Source organism: Streptomyces sp. B3I8 (assembly GCF_030816915.1).
Classification (GTDB): domain Bacteria; phylum Actinomycetota; class Actinomycetes; order Streptomycetales; family Streptomycetaceae; genus Streptomyces.
The window spans coordinates 5626310-5648008 of record NZ_JAUSYN010000002.1 but is presented as its reverse complement, the minus strand read 5'-3'; the positions used below and the strand labels follow the sequence as shown (position 1 = coordinate 5648008).

The window sequence follows — 21699 nt, the reverse complement described above, 5'->3', positions numbered from 1 at the left end:
GGCTGCGGGCGCGTCGTGGCCGGCCGCGCGGTTGCCCGCGCCCCTGACAGGGGCGCGGGCAACCGCGCGATCTTTTCGGGGTCCGGGGGCGGAGCCCCCGGGGTCGGGACGGGAAGGGTCGGCGGGGGCGCGAGAACCCCCGGGCGGCTCAGACCGCCGTCAGTTCCTCCAGCTTGCGGACCGTGTTCCAGTTGCGGGTCGTCGCGACGACATCTCCCACCACCCGCCGCGACGCCAACGCCACCGCCAGCTTCGACCGCCCCAGTCCCTCCGGCGCGTACAGGTACAGCACCCTGTCCCCGAGCCGGAACTCCTCCGGCAGGAACCTCTCCCGCGCCACCGACGCGAAGCGTTCCTCGTCCACCGGTGCCGAGAAGAACGTCGCGTGGAGCTGCCTGCCCTCCAGCCGGTCCGCGGGGAACGGACACCCCTGCCGCACCGCCCGCAGATACGCGTGGTCGCGGACGAGGACGTCCACCGCGAAGCCGAACCGCTTCTCCACCGCCGCCGCGAGGTCCGCGGCCAGGGACTCCTCGTCGCCCCGCTCCGCCGTGAACACGGCCTGGCCGCTCTGCAGATACGTGCGCACGCCGCCGTACCCCGACTCCGTCAGCAGTGCGCGCAGGTCGGCCATCGGCACCTTCTTGTTGCCGCCCACATTGATCCCGCGCAGCAGCGCGGAGTACGTCGTCATGCGCCCACCCTAGGACCGCCGACCCTGAGCGGCGCCCCCCGACAAATTCCTTACGTGTAGGGGCCAGGCTCGTCCCTCGTGGGGAGGGCGGTGCGGTCCGCAGGAAGGAGGAAGGGCCCACAGGGTTCACCGGACAGTACGAAGAGACGCTCTTGTCCGGCACATACCTTCGAAGCACCGGGTGACGGCAGGGGGCCGCCACCACGCACAAGGGGGCTGGCCCGTCATGGGAAACGGCAACACACGGGTGCGCGGCATCGCCGCCCGCGCCGGCGGCTGGAGCGCTCGGCACCGATGGGCCGCCGTCGGCATCTGGGTGCTGTTCGTCGCCGTCGCGATGGGACTCGGGTCGGTGGCGGGCCGGGTCGACGTCAAGGAGAGCGACCAGCTCAGCGGTGAGACGCACACCGCCGCGCGGATCCTGGAGGACGCCGGCGTCGACGAACCGGCGAGCGAGTCCGTACTGGTCCAGGCGAAGGGCGGCGGCACCAGGGCCACGGACCCGGCCTTCCACGCCGCCGTCACCGCCGTGATCAAGGCGGTCGAGGGCACCGGCAGGGTGACGGACGTGTCCTCGCCCTACGACACGAAGACGATCTCCGAGGACGGCCGCAGCGCGCTCGTCCAGTTCGACATGCGCGGCGACGCGGACACCGCCGGCGAGCGGGTCGAGCCGGTGCTCGACGCCGTCGAGGGCGTACAGCAGGGGCACGAGTCGCTGCGGATCGAGGAGGTGGGCGGCGCGAGCATCCAGAAGACGTTCGACGACGCCTTCGGCAGCGACTTCCAGCAGGCGGAGCTCTCCGCCGTCCCCGTGGCGCTCGGCATTCTGCTGATCGCGTTCGGCGCGCTGGTCGCGGCGCTGCTGCCGGTGGCGCTGTCGATCACCGCGATCGTCGCCACGATGGGTCTGATGGGGGTCGTCAGCCATCTCGTGCCGATGAGCGACACCGCCAACTCGGTCATGCTGCTGGTCGGCCTGGCCGTCGGCGTCGACTACTGCCTGTTCTACCTGCGCCGGGAGCGGGAGGAGCGGACGGCGGGCCGGGACGGGGCGACCGCGCTGCGGATCGCCGCCGCGACCAGTGGCCGCGCGATCGTGGTCTCCGGTGTCACGGTGTGCGTGGCGATGGCGGGCATGCTGTTCACCGGGATCGCCGAGTTCGAGGCGATGGGGCTGGCCTCGCTGATGGTGGTGGCGGTCGCGATGGTCGGTTCCGTCACCGTGCTGCCCGCGCTGCTCTCGCTGCTGGGCGAGCGGGTGGAGAAGGGGCGCGTGCCCTACCTCAGCCCCGAGGCGAGGCAGCGCCGGGCCGAGCGCCGCGGCCGCACCGCGCGGGAGGGTTCGCGGTTCTGGGGCGCGGTGCTCCGGGTGGTGCTGGCCAGGCCCGCCGTCTCGCTGGTCGTCGCGGCCGGCACGCTGCTGGCGATCGCCGCGCCCGCGCTCGGCATGAAGACGCAGAACCTCACGCTGGACCAGGAGTTCGGCGACTCGCTGCCGATCGTCGCCACGTACGACCGGGTCAACGACGCCTTCCCGGGCGGTTCGGGCCCCGCCGAGGTGGTCGTCGACGCGAAGGACATCAACGCCCCCGAGGTGCGGGCCGCCCTCGACGACTTCCGTGAGCGGGCGGTGAGTTCGGGCGCCTCGCGCGGCCCGGTCGAGGTCAAGGTGAACGACGCGAAGAACCTGGCCCTCGTGTACGTGCCGCTGGTCGGCGGCTCGGACCTGGACAAGGCGGGCCGGAGCCTGGACACGCTGCGCGACGAGGTGCGGCCGGCCACGCTCGGCAAGGTCGACGGGGTGCGGGCGCCCATCACCGGCGAGGTGGCCGGCTCGAAGGACTTCAACGACCAACTCGCCGGAGCCGTCGTCCCGGTGTTCGCGTTCGTCGTGGTCTTCGCCTTCGTGCTGATGCTGCTGTCGTTCCGCTCGCTGACGGTGGCGATCACCTCGATCCTGCTCAACCTGCTGTCGGTGGGCGCCGCGTACGGCATCCTCGTCGCGGTCTTCCAGCACGGCTGGGGCGCGTCCCTGGTGGGCGCGGAGGGCGTGGGCGCCATCATCACCTGGCTGCCGCTGTTCCTCTTCGTCATCCTGTTCGGGCTGAGCATGGACTACCACGTGTTCGTGGTCTCCCGGATCCGCGAGGCGCGGCTGCGCGGCCTTACGACGCGGGACGCGATCACCCACGGTGTGGTCACCACGGCGGGCGTCGTCACCAGTGCCGCGGTCATCATGGTCGCCGTGTTCGCCATCTTCGGCACGCTGTCGATGCAGTCCATGAAGCAGATGGGGGTGGGCCTGGCGGCGGCGGTGCTGATCGACGCGACCGTCATCCGGGGCGTGCTGCTCCCGGCGGTGATGGCGCTGCTGGGCGAGCGCAACTGGTACTTCCCGAAGTGGCTGCGCCGGCTGCCCGACCTCACCCACGACGAGTCGGTGCCGGAGCCGGTGGCGCCGGCGTGGCCGGCGGCGACGGTCGAGGGGGAGACGGTACGGATCTGAGAGGGACGGCGAAGGGCGGGGCCGGGGTGGATGTCCACCCCGGCCCCGCCCTTCGCCGTCGCCCTTCGCCTTTGCCGGCCGACCGGCCGGCGTGCGGGTACGGCTCAGACGCCCTGGGTCGCTGCGCCCTGCGCCGTCGCGTCCGCGCTCCCCTCGCCGGGAACCGTCACCCCGAGGGCGGCGGCCTCCTCGGCGGCCGCGGCCGCGCGGGCCGCCGCCTCACGGTCGAAGGAGTCGATGGTGCGGGCGAAGTCGCGCGTCGACAGCAGCAGCTTGTAGACGATGGCGAGCTCGAACACCAGCAGCAGCGCGCCGGCCACGATCGTGGTCGGGATGACCGCGTTGATCAGCGGGCCGACGATGAAGACGCCCATCTGGAACTCGATGCCGCTGATCAGGTGCGTACGGATGCGGTGCCGCAGCAGGAAGGAGCGGAACCGCAGGTAGGCCGGGAAGCGGTGGCGGAACTCCTGGTGCAGGTCGATGACCCGGGCGTTGCGCGGCAGGCCCTTCCCTCCGGTGGACTCCGCGGCGCCCTCGGCGGTCGCGGCGCCGTCGCCGGTTCCGGCGCCCTCGGCGCCAGGGGCCTCGGCACCCTCGGCTGCCCGGGGCGCGGGGATGTGCGCGCCGACGGTGTCCTGGCCGGCATCGGCGGCCGGGACGGAGGTACCCGTCGCCGTCGTCGGCCCGCCCTCCCGCACCTCGGCCTCGGCCAGCAGCGCGGCGCCCTGCGCCTCGGACAGCAGCCCGCCGTCCTCGGCGGTCAGGGCACGGGTGCCCTCCTCGGCGGCGCGGCGCAGGTCCTGCTCGATGTCCGCCGACGGGTTGTCCCGCAGCAGGTCCTCCATGAAGGCGACCTGGGAGGCGTTCTCGGCACGGCGGGCCGCGCGCAGGCGGGCCTTGATCTGCTTGCGCATGCTGTGCCGGGTCTTGAAGATCTCGAGCGAGTTGAGGTACCTCAGCCCGTCGAGGAAGATCACCACGGCGGCGAGCCAGATGTACAGCGTGTCATCGGTGCGGTGGTACTGACCGGCCATCAGGGCGACGGCACAGGCCATGACGCGGACCCGGTCGAAGATGTAGTCGAGCCAGGCGCCGAAGACCGAACCCTGGCCGGTGAGCCGGGCGACCTTGCCGTCCATGCAGTCCAGGATGAAGCTGACGTGGTAGACGACGGCGCCGATGATCAGCCACTGCCAGTCCCCCTGCCAGAAGCAGCCCGCCGCGACGAGGCCGAGCAGCAGCGCGCCCCAGGTGATCTGGTTCGGTGTGATGCGCGTGCGCTTCGCGACCAGCCGCACAAGGGGTGTGGCGACCGGGTCGACGAGGAGCACGGTCCACCACGCGTCGCGCTTCTTCTGGACGAGACGGCGCACCTCGGCGAGGTCGGGCACGTCCCGGTGTTTCGATGGCATGGGCCAACTCCCTGGCTTCGATTGGAGTTCATCCCACGTTAAGAAGGCTCTTACCAAGAGAGCAACATCCGGGGAGCACAACCTTCTGCGGGGGGTAACGGTCCAAGGGGTGAGAAGGGTCGACGGCCATGCCAGGCGAGCCCCGCGTTATCCGAGCGTTATCAAGTGATCCGCCCGTGACGTGAAGTGCGCCGGTCTTTCACCGCACGCGTGGAACCGGCCCCCGTGAAATTCCCTCGGTCGCCGTGAGTGCGACACTTTCCGACGCGTGAACGATCACGGAGATCCGATCGCGAGGATCGATCGCGGAGATCCAGTCACGGGGATCACGGAAGGCGGAGGCGGACGATGGACGAGGCCCGGGCACGCGAGGTACTCGCGGAGGCGGACGTGGTGCCCGGTGGGGGACGGGCGGCCCGGGAGGCGCGGCTTCTCGCCCTCGGCGAGAACGCGGTGTTCGACACCGGCGACCTGGTCGTCAAGGTCGGCCGGGACGACGCGGACCTGCCCGCGCGGGCCCGCCGCGAACTGGCCGTCGCCGGGTGGCTGGCCGAGGCGGGCGTTCCCGCGGTGCGGGCGGCCGTGCCCGAGCCGCTGCTGGTCGAGGGACACCCGGTGACCGTGTGGCACCGGCTGCCGGACGCGGTCCGGCCGGCCGGACCGCGCGATCTCGCCGCACTGCTGCGGCAGGTGCACGCCCTGCCCGACCCCGGCCTCGCGCTGCCGCGCCGGGAGCTGCTGGGCGGGGTGGAGCGGTGGCTGCGGCTCGCGGGGGACGCGATCGACCCGGAGGACGCGGCGTATCTGCGGGAGCGCCGGGACGGCTTCGCGGCGGCCGCGGCCGCGCTCGTCCCGCACCTGCCGCCGGGGCCGATCCACGGGGACGCGCTGCCGCGCAATGTGCACGTGGGCCCGGACGGCCCGGTGCTGGTGGACCTGGAGACGTTCTCCTCCGATCTGCGGGAGCACGACCTGGTGGTGATGGCACTCTCGCGCGACCGGTACGGGCTCGGGAACGAGGCCTACGACGCCTTCACCCGGGAGTACGGGTGGGATGTGCGGGAGTGGGAGGGGTGCGCGGTGCTGCGCGGGGCGCGGGAGACGGCGAGCTGCGCGTGGGTGGCGCAGCATGCGCCGGCCGGCGACGCGGCTCTCGCCGAGTTCGAGCGCCGGGTGCGGTCGCTGCGCGACGGTGACCCGGAGGTGCGGTGGTATCCGTTCTGAGATCTCCCGCCGCCCCTGCCCTTCCCGTATCTGCAAGGGGCTCCGCCCCTTGCACCCCGGGAGAGGCAGCCGGGGGCGGGAGAGTGCGCGGGAGTGCTCGGGTGGGTGGGGTACGTGGGCGGGTGCGCTGTGGCTGGTCGCGCAGTTCTCCGCGCCCCTTTGCTCGCGCCCACGCGGCGGAGCCGCACAGCCGACACAGCCCGTCCCTCACAGGGCATGGCGAGCCCTCGGTGTCGGGCTAGGAGGCGCCCCCGCGCACCGTTTCCTCCGCCGGTTCCCGGAGGGGCCAGCGGCCGTCGACGACCGCGTCGTCGGCGCCCTTGCGGCGCAGGAACGCCTGGAAGTCCGCCGCCCAGTCCGCGTACCACTCGATCTGACGGGCGTGCAGCTCCGCCGGGGTGAGGGACGCGATCTTCGGGTGGCGGTCGGCTATCGCGGTCGTCAGCCGCGCCGCGGCCACCGCGTCCGCCGTCGCGTCGTGCGCGGTGCCGAGCACGACGCCGTACTCCCCGCAGACCGCCTCAAGGTTCCGCTTTCCGCGCCGGTAGCGCTCCACCCGCCGGTCGACGGTGTAGGGGTCGACGACGGGCGCCGGGTCCGCGCCGTCCAGCCGCTCGCGCAGCGACGGCAGCCCGTGGCGCCGCAGTTCCGCGCTGAGCAGGGTGAGGTCGAACGCCGCGTTGTAGGCGACGACGGGCACGCCCGCGCGCCAGTACCCGGTCAGGACCTCGGCGATCGCGTCCGCCACCCGGTCCGGAGGGGAGCCCTCGGCCGCCGCGCGTTCATTGGTGATGCCGTGCACGGCGATGGCGTCCTCGGGGATCTCCACGCCCGGGTCGGCCAGCCACTGCCGGTGTCCTTGGCGTTCCCCGTCCCTGACCTCGATCACCGCCCCGGTGACGATGCGTGCCTCGTACGGGTCCGTGCCCGTCGTCTCCAGGTCGAAGCCGACCAGCAGCTCCCGGTGCCAGGCCATGACGGTCCCCCTTCGTGGTGGTGCGTTCCCCCAGTGGTCATCACCTTCGCATGCGCCACTGACAATCCGAACAGGGGATTCCGCTCAGCGGCCCCGGCGGGACCCCGCGAACCCTGCCCTCCGGGGACCCTCTCAGGGGGCACCACAAAGGCACTCGGGGGCACCTCCGATGTGCCTCGCAGGGCGCGTCGAGGCACATCGGGGGGCGCATCGGGGCACCTCAGGAGACCGGCCGCGAGTCCGCCCAGGAGGTCTCGAACTCCTCCCGGTAGGTGGGGAAGAGCCCGGCGTCCATCACGTCGTCCGCCTTCACCACCCGGCCGGCACCGCGCAGCACCATCACCGGGGTCTCCATGCCGCGGGCGCCCCGCAGATAGGACTGCACCACCGCGATGCCGTCGGAGCCGTCCCCGTCGACCAGGTAGGCGGAGAAGCGGGGGGTGTCGTCGTAGACCTGGATCTGGAAGGCGTCGGGGTCGCGCAGCCGGGAGCGCACGCGCCGCATGTGCAGGATGTTCATCTCCACCGAGCGCCCCAGTTCACCCCGTTTCATCCCCAGTTCGCGTTCGCGGCGCTTGACCGCGCTGGAGGCCGGGTTGAGGAACAGCAGCCGCACCCGGGTGCCGGACTCGGCGAGCCGGACCAGCCGCCGGCCGGAGAAGTTCTGCACCAGCAGGTTGAGCCCGATGCCTACGGCGTCGAGCCGGCGGGCGGAGCCGAAGATGTCCTCGGCGGGGAACTGGCGCAGCAGCCGCACCCGGTCGGGGTGGACGGCGACCACGTCGGCGTACCGCTCGCCGACCAGGTCCTCGACCGCGTCGACGGGCAGCCGACGGGCGGAGGGCACGTCGCTGCCGGCGCCGAGGATCTCCAGGAGCCGGGCGGAGGCCCGTTCGGCCTGGGCGAGCACGGCCTCGGACAGCGCCCGGTTGCGGGAGACGACGTTGCGCGTCACCTCCAGCTCGTCCATGGCGAGTTCGACGTCGCGGCGCTCGTCCATGTAGGGCTCGAAGCACGGCCAATGCTGCACCATCAGCTCGCGGAGCTGGGGCAGGGTGAGGAAGCTGAGCACGTTGTCGTCGGCCGGGTCGAGCAGATAGCCCTTGCGGCGGCTCACCTCTCGTACGGCGACGGCCCGTTGCACCCACTCCTGGCCGGCCGGCCCGGCCGCGGCGACGACCCAGTCGTCGCCGTGGACGGGTTCGTAGATCGGGCGCAGGACGGCGGCCACGACCGCGCGCAGCCGCTGCTCGACCAGATTCAGCCAGATGTACGCGCGGCCCGCCCGCTGGGCGCGGGTGCGCACCTCGTGCCAGGCGTCGGCGTTCCAGTCCAGTTCCGGGCCGATGGAGCCGCGCTCCATCGGCCGGGCCAGCGACACCGCGCCGGGTGGGACGTCCGCGGAGTTGCCACCCCGTTCCTCGTGACCCTCGTCACCAGGAGGCAGCTCCAGCCCTCCCGAGCCCACCCGTGCACCGCCTTCCGTTCCCCCGTGAACAACCCGTCCCAACGATCAAGGAAGGGTACTCCGGGAGCGGTCGGCGGTGCAGCCGGATGGACAGGGTTCGTTCCTCAACTACCCGAGTCGTAATCGCCGTTCTGGTCCGCGAGTTCGGCGGGTGTGAGCGGATTCATGGCCGTCACGTCGCGCGGTGCGAGCGAGAAGCCCTGCCAGTGCACGGGCATGGGCTGCTGGTCCTCGTCGCGGGCGATGTGGTGGAAGCCGACGTTGACCCAGACGACGGGGTGCTTGAGGGTCTCGCCGTTGGCCCACTTGTCGACCGACTTCCCCGCGCCCGACCCACAGTTGCGCAGGTTGTCGCTGGCGAACTGCTCGCACTTCTTGTACTGGGTGAAGTAGATGTCGTGCTTGGTGTAGCTGCGGCCCGGGTACTTGGCGCTGGGTCCGGGGACGATCTCGTAGCTGCGCGCGTGCTGGTCCTTGTTCTTGCCGCTCTCGCTGACCACGCGCCACCAGCGCATGTTGGCGGCGTCGCCCGCGAGTTCCTTGGTGACCTTGGTGCGGGTGGTCTTGTTGGTGGGGCCCTCGTTGCCGTTGGCGGCCGCGGTGACCTTGGAGTCGTACTGCTCGACCTTGGCCTTGGAGGAGCCGTCGAGGGCGAAGTTGAGCCGCCAGAAGACGTTGTGGCTGTGGCTGGTGGCGTAGGCGCGGGCGCCCTTGCCGAGCGGCCAGCCGCGGCCGTCGGTGGCGTTGTAGTCGCCGGGCGCGAGGGTGCCGGTGGCGCCGACGTTCATGTGGATGGTGCCGTCGTCCTGGAACCGCCACTCAGTGATGTACTCGTACCAGCCGGTCTGGTTGACGGTGTAGACGAGCAGGTCCTTGCCCTGTTCCTGGAACACCTTGTTCCCGGTGTCGGCCTCCATGCGGTAGGCGTGGCCGCGGGCGCGGGTGGTGGTGCACAGGCCCTTGACGTTCTCGTGCTCGGGGTCCCAGGCCTCGGGCACCTTGACGCTCTTGATGGTGCCGCCGGGGCACTCCCCGGGCGCCATCTCCATCAGCCCCTGGCCGAAGCCGGCGCCGGTGAGGTCGCTGTACTCGGCGGAGCCGTTGTCGTAGGGGACGTGGATCTGGGCGAGCTTGGCGGTGGAGAGCACCTTGATGGGGGCGCTCTCGCCGGGGGGCTGGTAGGAGACGTCGGACAGGACGAGTCCTGCCTCGGCCTCGTAGCTCCAGCACATCCGCCAGGTGGTCCCGGTGGAGAGCTTCTGTTCGATCCGGTAGGCGGCGCTGCAGTCGGGCTCGGCCGCAGCGGGGGCAGCCTTGGGCTGTGCGGCGGGCTCCGCGGAGGCGGGTCCGGCGGCCGACGTCCAGCCGGCGGCGAGGGCGGCCACCGACAGGCCGACGGCGGCCCGCCTGCGGGCACCGCTGATTCTGTTCACACGCATGACGAAGAGACTCCTTGCCGAGAGCAGGGAAGAACGAAGAACGCGGGAGGGGCGGGCCTGATCGGGCCGGCCCCGGTCAGTGCAGCTTGGCGACCTTGCGGGCGCTGAGGTCGATGATCAGGTCGCGGCTGTCGATCCACGGGCCGTTCTTCACCTTCGGGAAGAGCCGCACACAGCGGTGCTCGCCGCACTTGTCGAGCGCGGCCGGCTGGGCGCCGGACGAGGCGCGGTAGACCATGCTGTCCAGCCGGAGCTGGTCCGGCGAGGCCAGCTTCTTGCCGGTGGCGTCCTTGTAGTCGGCCCTGAGCCCGGCGCCGAGCGGGTCGGCGATCAGCAGCCGGGCCGCCTCCACCGTCTCGTCGTGGCTGAGCGGCGGCTGGACGCCGTGCTGGGTGCCGGTGTCCTCGACCTTGCCGGTGTCGAGGTTGACGGTCTTGGTGACGAGGGTGTCGTTCTTGTAGTCGTAGTACGTGACGTCCGCGCGGCGGGGCGCCGAGGTGACGTCGAGTTCGTCCTCGTCGGGCTCGGCGAGTGCCACGCTCAGCCGCTCCGGGCCCTTGTCGCCCTCGACGTTCTCGGTACGGGCAAGGGCCTGCGGGCCGGCGGCGATCTTCACCACCCTGGCGGTCTCGTCGTCGGTGAGCGGGTCGCTGCCGACGCCCTTCTTCCCCACGGCGGGCGGCTCCTCGACGACGCCGGGCGGTACGGCGGCGGCGTCACCGGCCGCGCCCGCCCGGGCCGCCGAGCCGCTCGCGGTGCCGGACCCGTTCCCGTTCCCATTGCCGGACGCTCCCGCCGATCCGGGCAGTGTGACGGCGAGCATCGCCGCCGTCCCCGCCACAGCGATCGCCGCGCCCGCCACCACCTTCCCCAGATGGCGGTGCACTTTTCTGCGCACGTTTCCCCCTGCTCCCCCGGGCATCCGGGAAGACAGTGTTGATTCCCCACTGGTTCGGCGTACTCCATAGGCGGCGTACGCACTGGTCGCCGGGTAAGAGGGACGTAAGTCATGGGTGGTTCCCCCCTTTTCGGGGAAACTCGACCTGTCGTCGCCCCTCGGGGTTCGGAACTACTGGAAGAGATGTGTCCATGCAGGTCTGGCCTGGAGAGGCGTATCCCCTCGGCGCCACGTACGACGGCGCCGGCACCAACTTCGCGGTCTTCTCGGAGGCCGCCCACCGCATCGAGCTGTGTCTGCTGCACGACGACGGTTCCGAGACCGCGGTGGAGATGCGCGAGACCGACGCGTTCGTCCGGCACGCCTATCTGCCGGGCATCATGCCGGGGCAGCGGTACGGCTACCGCGTGCACGGCCCCTACGCCCCCGAGCGCGGGCTGCGCTGCAATTCGGCGAAGCTGCTGCTCGACCCGTACGCGCGCGCGATCAGCGGGGCGGTCGACTGGGGCGAGGAGGTGTACGGCTACCACTTCGACGAGCCCGGCCGGCGCAACGACCTCGATTCGGCCCCGCACACGATGGCCTCGGTCGTGGTCAATCCCTACTTCGACTGGGGGGACGACCGCCCGCCCCGGCACGGCTACCACGACACGGTGATCTACGAGGCCCACGTCAAGGGCCTGACGATGCGCCACCCGGAGCTGCCGGAGGAGCTGCGCGGCACCTACGCGGCGCTGGCCCACCCCGCGATCATCGAACACCTGACGGAACTGGGCGTCACCGCGCTCGAGGTGATGCCCGTACACCAGTTCGTCAACGACCACCGTCTGGTCGACATGGGCCTCAACAACTACTGGGGCTACAACACCATCGGCTTCTTCGCCCCGCACAACGCCTACGCCTCCTGGGGCGACCGCGGCCAGCAGGTGCTGGAGTTCAAGTCCGCCGTCCGGGCGCTGCACGAGGCCGGCATCGAGGTCATCCTCGACGTCGTCTACAACCACACCGCCGAGGGCAACCACCTGGGTCCGACGCTCTCCTTCAAAGGCATCGACAACCCCTCGTACTACCGGCTCACCGACGACCCGCAGTACTACATGGACACCACCGGGACCGGGAACTCCCTGCTCATGCGGTCCCCGCACGTCCTGCAACTGATCATGGACTCGCTGCGCTACTGGGTCACCGACATGCATGTCGACGGCTTCCGCTTCGACCTCGCGGCGACCCTGGCCCGGCAGTTCCACGAGGTGGACCGGCTGTCGTCCTTCTTCGACCTGGTCCAGCAGGACCCGGTCGTCTCCCAGGTGAAGCTGATCGCCGAGCCCTGGGACGTCGGCGAGGGCGGCTACCAGGTGGGCAACTTCCCGCCGCTGTGGACGGAGTGGAACGGCAAGTACCGGGACACCGTGCGAGACCTGTGGCGGGGCGAGCCGCGGGCGCTCGCGGAGTTCGCCTCCCGGCTCACCGGCTCCTCCGACCTCTACCAGGACGACGGCCGCCGCCCGCTCGCCTCGATCAACTTCGTCACCTGCCACGACGGCTTCACGCTCCACGACCTGGTCGCGTACAACGACAAGCACAACGACGCCAACGGCGAGGACAACCGGGACGGCGAGAGCCACAACCGGTCCTGGAACTGCGGCGCCGAGGGCGACACCGACGACCCGGACATCCTGGCCCTGCGCGGCCGGCAGATGCGGAACTTCATCGCCACGCTGATGCTCTCCCAGGGCGTGCCCATGCTCAGCCACGGCGACGAGCTGGCCCGCACCCAGCGGGGCAACAACAACGCGTACTGCCAGGACAACGAGCTGTCCTGGGTCGACTGGCCCGAACCCGGGGGGAACAGCGACCTGCTGGCCTTCACCCGGGCGATGGTCTGGCTGCGCCGCGACCACCCCGTTCTGCGCCGCCGCCGCTTCTTCCACGGCCGCCCCGTGGAGGGAACCCACGACGAGCTGTCGGACATCGCCTGGTTCACCCCCGAGGGCAACGAGATGACCCAGCAGGACTGGGACTCCGCGCAGGCCAGCGCCCTGACCGTGTTCCTCAACGGCGACGCGATCTCCGAACCCGGCCCGCGCGGCGAACGCATCCAGGACGACTCGTTCCTGCTGATGTTCAACGCGTTCCACGAGCCCCTGGAGTTCGAGGTCCCGGTGGGCCAGGGCGGCGAATGGCAGGTGGTCGTCGACACGGCCCACCCCGAAGGAACCCCCACGGACAAGGACCGGAAACTCAAGAAGGGCGACCACCTCACCCTGACCGACCGCAGCATGACGGTGCTGCACCGCGCACCGTAAGGACGCGGCTCCGCCGCGTGGGCGTGCGCTTCCCGTGGGGTCCGGCTGTCCGGTGGGTGCGGTGCGTCGTGGCCCCTCGCGCGGTTCCCCGCTCTCAAGGGACGCGGGGAACCGCGCGAGCAGCCCCCACCCACCCGCACTCGCCGCACGACCCGGGAACCGGCCCCGGAACGGCCCCCACCCACTCGCCGCAGACACAAAACCCCGCATCGCGGGTACGTACGTCCCCATGACACCTGAGCGCCCCCCGTCGCCGCCGCCCACGGCCACCTACCGCCTGCAACTGCAGCCCGGGTTCCCGTTCGCCGCCGCCGAGGCAGCCGTCCCCTACCTCGCCCCGCTCGGCGTCTCCCACCTCCACCTCTCCCCCGTCCTGGAGGCCGTGCCCGGCTCCCTCCACGGCTACGACGTCGTCGACCACTCCCGCGTCCGGGAGGAACTCGGCGGCGAGGCGGCCCTGCGCTCGCTGTCGGCGACGGCACGCGAGCACGGCCTCGGCCTGATCGTGGACATCGTCCCCAACCACATGGCGATGTCCCCCCGCCACAACCACGCCCTGTGGGAGGTCCTGCGCGAGGGCCCGAAGTCCCCGTACGCGCGCTGGTTCGACATCGACTGGGAGGCGCAGGGCGGCCGACTGCTGCTGCCCGTCCTCGGCCATCCGCTCGGCGCCGAGATCGACCACCTCACCGTCGACGGCGACGTCCTGCGCTACCACGACCACGTCTTCCCGCTCCGCGAGGGCACCGCGAAGCTGCCGCTGCCGCGGCTGATCGACGCCCAGTGGTACCGCCCCGCCTGGTGGCGGCTGGCCCGCACCGAGCTGAACTACCGCAGGTTCTTCAGCATCTCCGACCTCATCGGCGTCCGCGTGGAGGACCCCGACGTGTTCGACGCCACGCACGCCACCGTGCTGCGACTGCTCGACGAGGACGTGATCCACGGGCTGCGCGTGGACCACCCGGACGGCCTCGCCGACCCCGACGGATATCTGCGCCGCCTCGACGAGGCGACCGGCGGCCGGTGGACCGTCGTGGAGAAGATCCTCGCCGACCGTGAGGTGCTCTCCCCGGCCTGGCCGGTGGCCGGCACCACCGGCTACGACGCCCTGCGCCGCGTCGACGGCGTCCTCACCGACCCCGACGGCGCCCGCGAACTGCTGGCGCGCTACCGCGACTTCGCGGCCCCCGAGCCGGACGCCGGGGGCGACTGGACGGCCACCGCGCGCCGGGCGGCGTACGAGACCCTCGACCACGAACTGGCCACCGAGGTGGACCGGCTCACCCGGGCCGCCGTACGGGTCTGCGCCGGCTCACCCGACCCCGCCCTGCGCGATCACGCCCCCTGGGCGCTGCGCACCGCGCTGCGGGAGCTGCTGGTCCGCATGGAGGTCTACCGGCCCTACGACTCCACCGACGCCGAGGCGGTCGTCACCGAGGAGGCCGCCGCCGAGGCCCGCGCGGCCTTCCGGGTGCCGGAGGAGGCACACGCGGTGAGCGTCGTACGGGACCTGGCGCTGGGGCGGGCCGGGGACGGGGCGGGGCACGAGGAGTTCCGCACCCGGTTCGCGCAGACCGCCTCCGCGCTGCGCGCCAAGTCGCTGGAGGACACCGCGTTCTACCGCTACGTGCCGCTGCTGTCGGCGAACGAGGTGGGCGGCGACCCGGGCGCGCCCGGGCTCTCTCCCGGCGACTTCCACGCGTACTGCACGCGCCTGCAGAGCGACTGGCCGCTGACCGGGACCGTGCTGTCCACCCACGACACCAAGCGCAGCTCGGACGTGCGGGCGGCGGTCGCCGTGCTCACCGAGTGCCCCGAGCGCTGGGCCGGGGTGCTCGCCGAGGCGGCCCGCACCGGCCCCGAGGCGCCCGACGGCGCCCTGGCCTGGGCGGCCTGGCAGACCCTGCTGGGGCTCGGCCTCCCGGACGCGGACCGGCTGCGGGAGGCGCTGCTCAAGCACGCGCGGGAGGCGAAGCTCCACACGTCCTGGACCGAGCAGGACGCCGGATACGAGGAGCAGGTCGCGGCGTTCGTGGACGGGGGCCCGTGCGGGCCCGGCGGACGCCACGTGACGGACTTCCGCGCCGCGCTCACCCCGCACATCCGGGCCAACGTCCTGGGGGCCACCCTGACGCATCTGACGATGCCGGGCGTGCCGGATGTCTACCAGGGCACCGAGGGCGAGTACCGGGCGCTGGTCGACCCCGACAACCGGGCGCCGTTCGCGCCGCAGGAGGGCGCCTCGGCGAAGGAGGCGGTCACCGCGGCCGCGCTGCGGCTGCGCGCCCGGCGCCCGGAGCTGTTCGGCGCGGCGGCGACGTACGCCCCGCTGTGGGCGGAGGGGCCGGGCGCGGCGCACTGCCTGGCGTTCACGCGCTCCGGGCGGGTCCTCACCGCGGTCACCCGGCTGTCGCTGCGGCTCGCGGAGGCGGGCGGCTGGCGGGAGACGGTGCTCCCGCTGCCGCCGGGCCGCTGGAGCGACCTGTTCGCCCCGGAGCGGCGGTTCGAGGGCCGGGTGCGGGTGGCGGAGCTGTTCTCGCCGCTGCCGGTGGCGCTGCTCGAACGCGCCGGGGACGAGTGACGGTGCGCGCCCGCCGGGTCAGCGCCGGTCCGGGAGCGGGCGGCCGTCCGGCCCTGGGCGGTCGTCGGTGAACGCGAACACGGCACCCGTCCGGGCGCCGAGCACACAACGGTTGGGGAACGTGCGTTCGTACGTCACCCGGCGGCCGCCCCACCGGCCGTCGGCCCTGGCGGTGACCGGGGCATAGACCATCGGGCAGAACGTGTCCCGGCTCGGGATGCGGTCGATGTCGCCCCCCGCCCCGTCGAGCTCGGCACAGGCACGGTCGGCGCGCACGTGGCCCCGGGGCGGGTCGCACAGCAGCAGGGTGCGGTCGGCGGTGCCGGTGGCGTGCGCGTGGGCGTCGCCGGGGGTCAGCGTCAGGTACAGGTGGTCGCCCGGTGCGTGCCGCCCGGGGACGGCGTGGGCCGGGGTCGCGGGGGCCGGTACGGCGTGGGCCGGGGTCGCCGTCAGCAGGGTCACGGCGGCGAGGAGGGCCGCGCGGAGCGCGGTGGTCGGATGCGTCATTCCCTGTGCATCGGCACGGCGGTTCCCGCCCCCCACTCCGGCTCACCCGATCGGGGCCGCGCCTCCGCGGCGCGCGGCGCCCGCGTCTGCCGCCGGGCGGCCAGCCGGGAGGCGGCGAGAACCACGCGCGACTGGTACTCCACCTGGCGGGCGACGGGGATCCAGCGCGCCCCGTAGTGGTCGCGGTAGTCCGCGCACCAGCCGTCGATCAGCGCGTCCAGGCGGGGCAGCAGACCGGCCGCGTCGGGCCCGGCGGCGGTCGCGAGCCGGTGCAGCAGCCCGGCGGTACGCAGGGCGACCCGGCGCCCCGAGATGCCGAGCGCGGTCAGGTGGGCGGTGTCGCACACCGGGAGCGGACGGGCCGCGGGGTCGTGCACGTCGGGGTCCCAGGAGTCGGCCAGGCCGGGGCTGACCAGTAAATAGTCGTCCACCGGGGCGAGCAGCCGGTCGGCGTCGGGCACGCCGGCCAGCAGGGGGCGGAGCCGGGCGAGGAGGCCGTCGAGGAGCCCGGTGTCATGGCGCAGGGCGCGGGCCACGGTGCGCAGAAACGTTTCCGGATCGGCGGCCGGAGTGGCGTCCGCCACCGCGGGCACGCCCCACATGGGTGCCTCGACGACGGCGGTGACGGTGCCGTAGCGGTGCGGGTGGTACCAGGTCGACTCGACGGCGGCCTCGGTGATGGCGGCGGCGAGGTCGCCGCGGCGCGGGGGCGGGATGCGGTAGACGGCGGGGCCGAGACTGGGCCAGTACAGGGTGTCGTACGGGCCCAGTTCGCGCGGGATGCCCAGGCGGGCGGCGGTGTGCGCGACGCGCCGGTCGAGGCCGGGCAGGTCGCGGGTGAGCTCGACGAAGCCGCCGCCGACGTCGACACCGTGCAGCGAGCAGTGGAAGAAGGGGCGCAGCTCGTCCTGGAGGGCGAGGAGGGCGCGGGTCTCGGGGAGCGCGGCGCGGTCGGCGCCGTCCGGGAGCCACTCGGGCTGTTCGGTGAAGCCGGGGCGGAAGAAGTGCCGGAAGTAGTGGCCGAGGGTGTAGGGGCCGCGCAGCCAGCCCTCGTTGCGGCGGGCGCCGTCGGGGTCGAGGCAGAGCAGGAAGTTCCAGGTGACGTCGGCGTCGTCGCCGGCCGGCGGGGAGCCGGCGAGGAGCCGCTCGGCGAGGCGGAGGGCCGTGGCGCCGCCGACGGGTTCGTTGGCGTGCGGGCCGGCCACGACCAGGGCGTGGCGGGAGCCGTGGCCGACGGAGAGCAGCCGGAGGGGAGTGCCGGCGCGGGAGGTCCCGACGTGACGGAGGCGGGCGGCGCCGGGGTGACGGGCGGCGAGGGCGGCGGCGTGGAGAGCGAGGTCGTCCACGGTGGGATAGCGGAGGAGCGTGGGCAGGACACACCTCCGCGGGGTGACTCCGTCGGTTTCACGTGTTGTACAGCGGCCCTCTACATTCAGTCACCGAGGGCGCCCGCGTCAACGGGGCGCACGGCGGGTCTTCGCCCCCGCCGCCCCTTCCCTCCCCCAAGCTCTCAACTCCTCCCCCAAGCTCTCAACTCCGTTCGAGCAGGGGGGACCCCCATGAGCAGGGGGGACCCCCATGAGCAGGGGGCGCCCCCGCCGTCCCCCGGGGGCTCCGCCCCCCCAACCCCCGGGAAGCACGCGCCCACGCGGCGGAGCCGCACATCGGCGCGGCCCCGCGCCCCTCGTTCAGTCCGACGCCAGCCGGAACATCATCGTGCCGAAGGTGACCAGGTCACCGTCGCGCACCACCGCCGCTCCGATCACCCGCCGTCCGTTCACGGACGTGCCGTTCGTGGAGCCGAGGTCGCGGAGGACCCAGAGGCCGCCCTGGCGGCTGAGTTCCGCGTGGACCCGGGAGACCGACTCGTGGCTCAGACGCAGTCCGCTCGCCGGGTCCCGCCCTATCCGGAGCGGATACATCCGATCCGGCCGCGGCAGCGGCAGCTTCGGCAGACGTTCGGAGAGCCAGGCCCGGCGCAGCTTCACCGTGAAGCCGGACAGCGCCTCGACGCTGCCGTAGACGAACCGCGACAACGGCGCGCGCGGCGGCAGGTCCGCGGTGAGTGCGGCCAGTTCCTCGGGGACGCGCGCGGTCAGTGCCAGCTCCATGCGCCGGATGAAGGTGTCGTGCGAGATGCGGCCGAGGACGACACCGTCACGGAGCACCTTCAGCGCCCGGTCACGGTCGTTGTCCGACAGCCGCGCGGGGTACGTGGGGAACTCGAAGGACGACGTCACACGGGTGATTGTCGGGCAGCGGCGCCGAGGTGTCCAGCGAGCCCCCGGGGCCGGTTCCCGTGCCCCGCCGGCGTCGTCCGGCGTGTCAAACGGGTCGGTTCCGGAGAGGATTGATCGAGTGTGACGCACCATGGACGGACCACGTCACAAACAGGCGAAGCAGGACGAACGACACACGAGGGGGAACCGTCCGTGCAGTTCGAGGTGTGGGCTCCGCAGGCCGAGGACCGGGTGACGCTCCACTGCGACGGCGCCACGCGCACGATGGAGCCCGATCCGGAGCGCGCCGGATGGTGGCGTACGGAGGCGCCGGCCGACGACGGTTCGCGCTACGGGTTCGCCCTGGACGGCGGCCCGGTCCTGCCCGATCCCCGCTCCCGCCGCCAGCCCGACGGCCCGGACGGGCTCGGCGCGGTGGTCGACCAGGACCGGTACGAGTGGCGCGCCCCCTGGCCGGGGCGCGGGCTGCCGGGCGCGGTCCTGTACGAACTGCACGTGGGCACGTACACCCCCGAGGGGACCCTGGACGCGGCCGCCGCCCGGCTCGGGCACCTCGTGGAACTGGGCGTCACCCACGTGGAGTTGATGCCGCTGTGTCCCTTCCCCGGCCGGCACGGCTGGGGTTACGAGGGCGTGTCGCTGTGGGCCGTGCACGAGCCGTACGGCGGCCCCGAGGCGCTGAAGCGGTTCGTGGACCGGGCGCACGAGCTGGGCCTGGGTGTGGTCCTGGACGTGGTGCACAACCACCTCGGTCCGTCCGGGAACCACCTGCCCGCGTTCGGCCCGTACTTCACCGACACCCACCACACCCCGTGGGGCGTCGCCGTCAATCTGGACGCGCCCGGCTCCGACGAGGTGCGCGCCTTCCTGCTCGGCAGCGCGCTGGCCTGGCTGCGCGACTACCGCCTGGACGGGCTGCGCCTGGACGCCGTGCACGCGCTGCACGACACACGCGCGTGCCACTTCCTGGAGGAACTGTCCACCGCCGTCGACGCGCTCGCCGCCGAGCTGGACCGTCCGCTGTTCCTGATCGCCGAGTCCGACCTCGCCGACCCGCGGCTGATCACCCCACGCCCCGAGGGCGGCCTCGGGCTGCACGCGCAGTGGAACGACGACTTCCACCACGCCCTGCACACCGCCCTGACCGGCGAGGGACAGGGCTACTACGAGGACTTCGCCCGCGCCCCGCTCGCCGCGCTCGCCAAGACCCTCTCCCACGGCTTCTTCCACGACGGCACGTACTCGACGTTCCGGGGCCGCTCCCACGGCCGTCCGCTGGACCGCACACGGATGTCGGCGCACCGGCTGCTGGGCTACACCCAGACCCACGACCAGGTAGGCAACCGTGCGCAGGGCGACCGGCTCGCCGCCTCCCTCTCCCCCGGGCTGCTGGCCTGCGCGGCGACGCTGATGCTGACCGCGCCGTTCACGCCGATGCTGTTCATGGGCGAGGAGTGGGCGGCCGGCACGCCCTGGCAGTTCTTCACCGACCACACCGATGCGGAGCTCGCCGCGGCCGTGCGCGACGGCAGGCGCCGGGAGTTCGCGGCGCACGGCTGGGCCGAGGAGGACGTGCCCGACCCGCAGGACCCCGCCACCCGGGACCGCTCCTGCCTGGACTGGTCGGAGCCGGGCGGCGGTGTGCACGCGCGCGTGCTGGCCTGGTACCGGGAGCTGATCGCGCTGCGGCACGCCCAGCCGGACCTGACCGATCCCGATCTGTCCGACGTGAAGGTCACCTTCGACGAGGCCGCGCGCTGGCTGGCCTTCCGCCGCGGTGACGTCCGGGTGGCGGTCAATCTCGGCACGGAGCCGGTCCGCGTCCCGCTGGGGCCGCGCGGGGCGCGTGTCCTGGCCGCGTGGGAGCCGGTGTCCGCGCCGGACGCGGACGGGGTGCTGTCGCTGCCGGGCGAGTCGGCCGTCGTCCTGCTGCGCGAGTAGGGGCCGTCGCCGGGCTCCGGCGGCGGGGCCGGCCCGCCGCTCCGGCCGGGAGCCCGGCGCCTCAGGCCCCGTCCGCCGGTTCGCCCGCCGGTTCGCCGACGGGCCGGCCGGCCTGATCACCGGCATCGCGGCGCCGGTGCACGGTGGCGACGGCGCCCAGGACCAGGCCGACCGCGAGGACGATCAGCCCGCGTACCCGGACGTCGCCGTCGACCCGGGTGGCCGGCGCCACGCAGGAGGCCGCACCCAGGACCGGGACGACGGTGTACGCGCGGAAGTGCGGCCGCGTCGTACGGTCCCGCCGCTGGACGAGGACCGCGGTGTCGACCAGGAAGAACACCACGAGGAGCAGCAGTACGAGGGTGGAGGCGAGGGTCGCCACGTCCCCGGTGAGCGCCGGCAGGAAGGACAGGGCGGTCGTGACCGCTGTCGAGGCCCACGGGGTGCGGCGCCCGGGGAGGACGCGGGTGAGGAAGCGGGGCAGCAGACCGTCCCGCGCCATGCCGAAGGCCAGCCGCGAGCTCATGATGCCGGTGAGCAGCGCGCCGTCGGCGACGGCCACCAGGGCGATGGCGCTGAACACCTTGGGCGGCACCCCGCCCGCCTCCCTCACCACTTCCAGCAGCGGACCGCTGAACGCGGCCGGCCGTCCGGTGGGGACGGCGGCCGAGGCGACGATGCCCACGAGGACGTAGACGGCCCCGGCCGTCACCAGCGCGCCGAAGAGGGCGCGGGGGTAGGAGCGGCGCGGGTCGCGGGTCTCCTCGGCGACGTTGACGGAGGTCTCGAAGCCGACGAAGGAGTAGTAGGCCAGCACGGTCCCGCTCAGCACACCGGCGGCCGCCCCGGAGTCGGCGGTGCCGAGATGGACGAGCCGGCCGGGGTCGCCGTCGCCGCGCAGGAACAGCCGGACGCCGAGACCGATGACGAGGAGGAGGCCGCCCACCTCGACGAGCGTCGCCGCCACGTTGGCGCGCGTGGACTCGCTGATGCCGCGGGCGTTCAGCAGGGCGAGGAGGCACAGGAAGACGGCCGCCACCGCCACCACGGGCAGGCTGACGAAGGCGGACAGGTAGTCGCCGGCGAAGCCACGGGCCGGCGCGGCAACGGACACGACGCCCGCGGCCGGCATGGAGAACCCGGCGAGGAAGCCGGTGAACGGCCCGTTGGCGAGGGTCGTGTAGTGGGAGGCGCCGCCGGCCCGGGGTACTTCGTGCTGAGTTCGGCGTACGAGGCGGCCGTGAGCAGGGACAGGAGCAGGGCCAGGAGGAGCGGCACCCACACGGCGCCACCCGACTCCGCGGCGATCTGACCGATGAGGACGTAGACGCCGGCGCCCAGCACATCGCCGAGGATGAAGAAGTACAGCAGGGGGGTGGTGAGCGCCTTCTTGAGCGGGGAGGCGCCGTCCTGCCGCGGGGTGCCGTGCCGGGGAGAGCCGGCGGACGTCGGTGCGGGTGGAGTAGCCACCTGTGCCGCGTACCCGCGCGGCACGGTGACA

The 21699-nt window shown here is 73.0% G+C and carries 14 protein-coding genes and 1 pseudogene; 5 read left to right on the top strand and 10 right to left on the bottom strand.

What is annotated here, in order from left to right:
• Positions 1–148: 148 nt before the first annotated feature.
• Positions 149–694, bottom strand: a complete 546-nt coding sequence (locus QFZ64_RS27135; RefSeq protein WP_307070089.1) for a DUF1697 domain-containing protein — start codon at positions 692–694, stop codon at positions 149–151.
• A 226-nt stretch (positions 695–920) separates the two neighbouring features.
• Between QFZ64_RS27135 and QFZ64_RS27130 the strand changes: the two genes are divergently transcribed.
• On the top strand, positions 921–3203 hold the full coding sequence (locus tag QFZ64_RS27130; protein WP_307070087.1) for an MMPL family transporter: 2283 nt from the start codon (positions 921–923) through the stop codon (positions 3201–3203).
• A 104-nt stretch (positions 3204–3307) separates the two neighbouring features.
• Here the strand turns inward: QFZ64_RS27130 and QFZ64_RS27125 are convergent, their stop codons facing one another.
• Complete coding sequence (locus QFZ64_RS27125) at positions 3308–4618, bottom strand: CDP-alcohol phosphatidyltransferase family protein (protein WP_307070085.1); 1311 nt, start codon at positions 4616–4618, stop codon at positions 3308–3310.
• A 348-nt stretch (positions 4619–4966) separates the two neighbouring features.
• On the opposite strand from QFZ64_RS27125, the gene QFZ64_RS27120 reads away from it, so the two are divergent.
• A complete protein-coding gene (locus QFZ64_RS27120; RefSeq protein ID WP_307070083.1) occupies positions 4967–5842 on the top strand; it encodes a phosphotransferase enzyme family protein in 876 nt (291 codons plus the stop codon).
• 238 nt (positions 5843–6080) lie between these two features.
• Here the strand turns inward: QFZ64_RS27120 and QFZ64_RS27115 are convergent, their stop codons facing one another.
• The 4 genes from QFZ64_RS27115 to QFZ64_RS27100 all read right to left on the bottom strand — a co-directional run bounded on the left by QFZ64_RS27115 (position 6081) and on the right by QFZ64_RS27100 (position 10623).
• The gene (locus QFZ64_RS27115) at positions 6081–6818 is read right to left on the bottom strand and encodes a 3'-5' exonuclease (RefSeq protein WP_307070082.1); all 738 of its coding nucleotides are present in this window, start codon (positions 6816–6818) and stop codon (positions 6081–6083) included.
• Between the two features lie 220 nt (positions 6819–7038).
• On the bottom strand, positions 7039–8286 hold the full coding sequence (locus tag QFZ64_RS27110; protein WP_307070080.1) for an SAV2148 family HEPN domain-containing protein: 1248 nt from the start codon (positions 8284–8286) through the stop codon (positions 7039–7041).
• 104 nt (positions 8287–8390) lie between these two features.
• Positions 8391–9725, bottom strand: a complete 1335-nt coding sequence (locus tag QFZ64_RS27105) for a copper amine oxidase (RefSeq protein ID WP_307070078.1) — start codon at positions 9723–9725, stop codon at positions 8391–8393.
• Positions 9726–9801: 76 nt separating this feature from the next.
• Positions 9802–10623, bottom strand: a complete 822-nt coding sequence (locus tag QFZ64_RS27100; RefSeq protein ID WP_307070076.1) for a Tat pathway signal sequence domain protein — start codon at positions 10621–10623, stop codon at positions 9802–9804.
• Between the two features lie 191 nt (positions 10624–10814).
• Here QFZ64_RS27100 and glgX point away from each other — a divergent pair, with 191 nt between their 5' ends.
• Both glgX and treY read left to right on the top strand, forming a co-directional pair.
• Positions 10815–12929, top strand: coding sequence for a glycogen debranching protein GlgX (gene glgX, locus QFZ64_RS27095; RefSeq protein ID WP_307070074.1), 2115 nt, complete (start codon positions 10815–10817; stop codon positions 12927–12929).
• A 229-nt stretch (positions 12930–13158) separates the two neighbouring features.
• Positions 13159–15510 carry a malto-oligosyltrehalose synthase gene (treY, locus tag QFZ64_RS27090; RefSeq protein ID WP_307070072.1) on the top strand — a complete coding sequence of 784 codons (2352 nt, stop codon included), beginning with the start codon at positions 13159–13161 and terminating at the stop codon, positions 15508–15510.
• Between the two features lie 18 nt (positions 15511–15528).
• Here treY and QFZ64_RS27085 read toward each other — a convergent pair whose 3' ends face one another.
• The 3 genes from QFZ64_RS27085 to QFZ64_RS27075 all read right to left on the bottom strand — a co-directional run bounded on the left by QFZ64_RS27085 (position 15529) and on the right by QFZ64_RS27075 (position 18257).
• Positions 15529–16017 carry an SSI family serine proteinase inhibitor gene (locus QFZ64_RS27085; protein ID WP_307070070.1) on the bottom strand — a complete coding sequence of 163 codons (489 nt, stop codon included), beginning with the start codon at positions 16015–16017 and terminating at the stop codon, positions 15529–15531.
• The gene (locus tag QFZ64_RS27080; RefSeq protein ID WP_307070068.1) at positions 16014–17363 is read right to left on the bottom strand and encodes a M14 family zinc carboxypeptidase; all 1350 of its coding nucleotides are present in this window, start codon (positions 17361–17363) and stop codon (positions 16014–16016) included. Before QFZ64_RS27080 ends, QFZ64_RS27085 begins: the two co-directional genes overlap by 4 nt.
• A 342-nt stretch (positions 17364–17705) precedes the next feature.
• On the bottom strand, positions 17706–18257 hold the full coding sequence (locus QFZ64_RS27075; protein ID WP_307070066.1) for a DUF1707 and FHA domain-containing protein: 552 nt from the start codon (positions 18255–18257) through the stop codon (positions 17706–17708).
• Between the two features lie 192 nt (positions 18258–18449).
• Between QFZ64_RS27075 and treZ the strand changes: the two genes are divergently transcribed.
• Positions 18450–20198 carry a malto-oligosyltrehalose trehalohydrolase gene (treZ, locus tag QFZ64_RS27070; protein WP_307070064.1) on the top strand — a complete coding sequence of 583 codons (1749 nt, stop codon included), beginning with the start codon at positions 18450–18452 and terminating at the stop codon, positions 20196–20198.
• Positions 20199–20259: 61 nt separating this feature from the next.
• Here the strand turns inward: treZ and QFZ64_RS27065 are convergent.
• Positions 20260–21668, bottom strand: a pseudogene (locus QFZ64_RS27065) (APC family permease).
• Between the last annotated feature and the right edge of the window lie 31 nt (positions 21669–21699).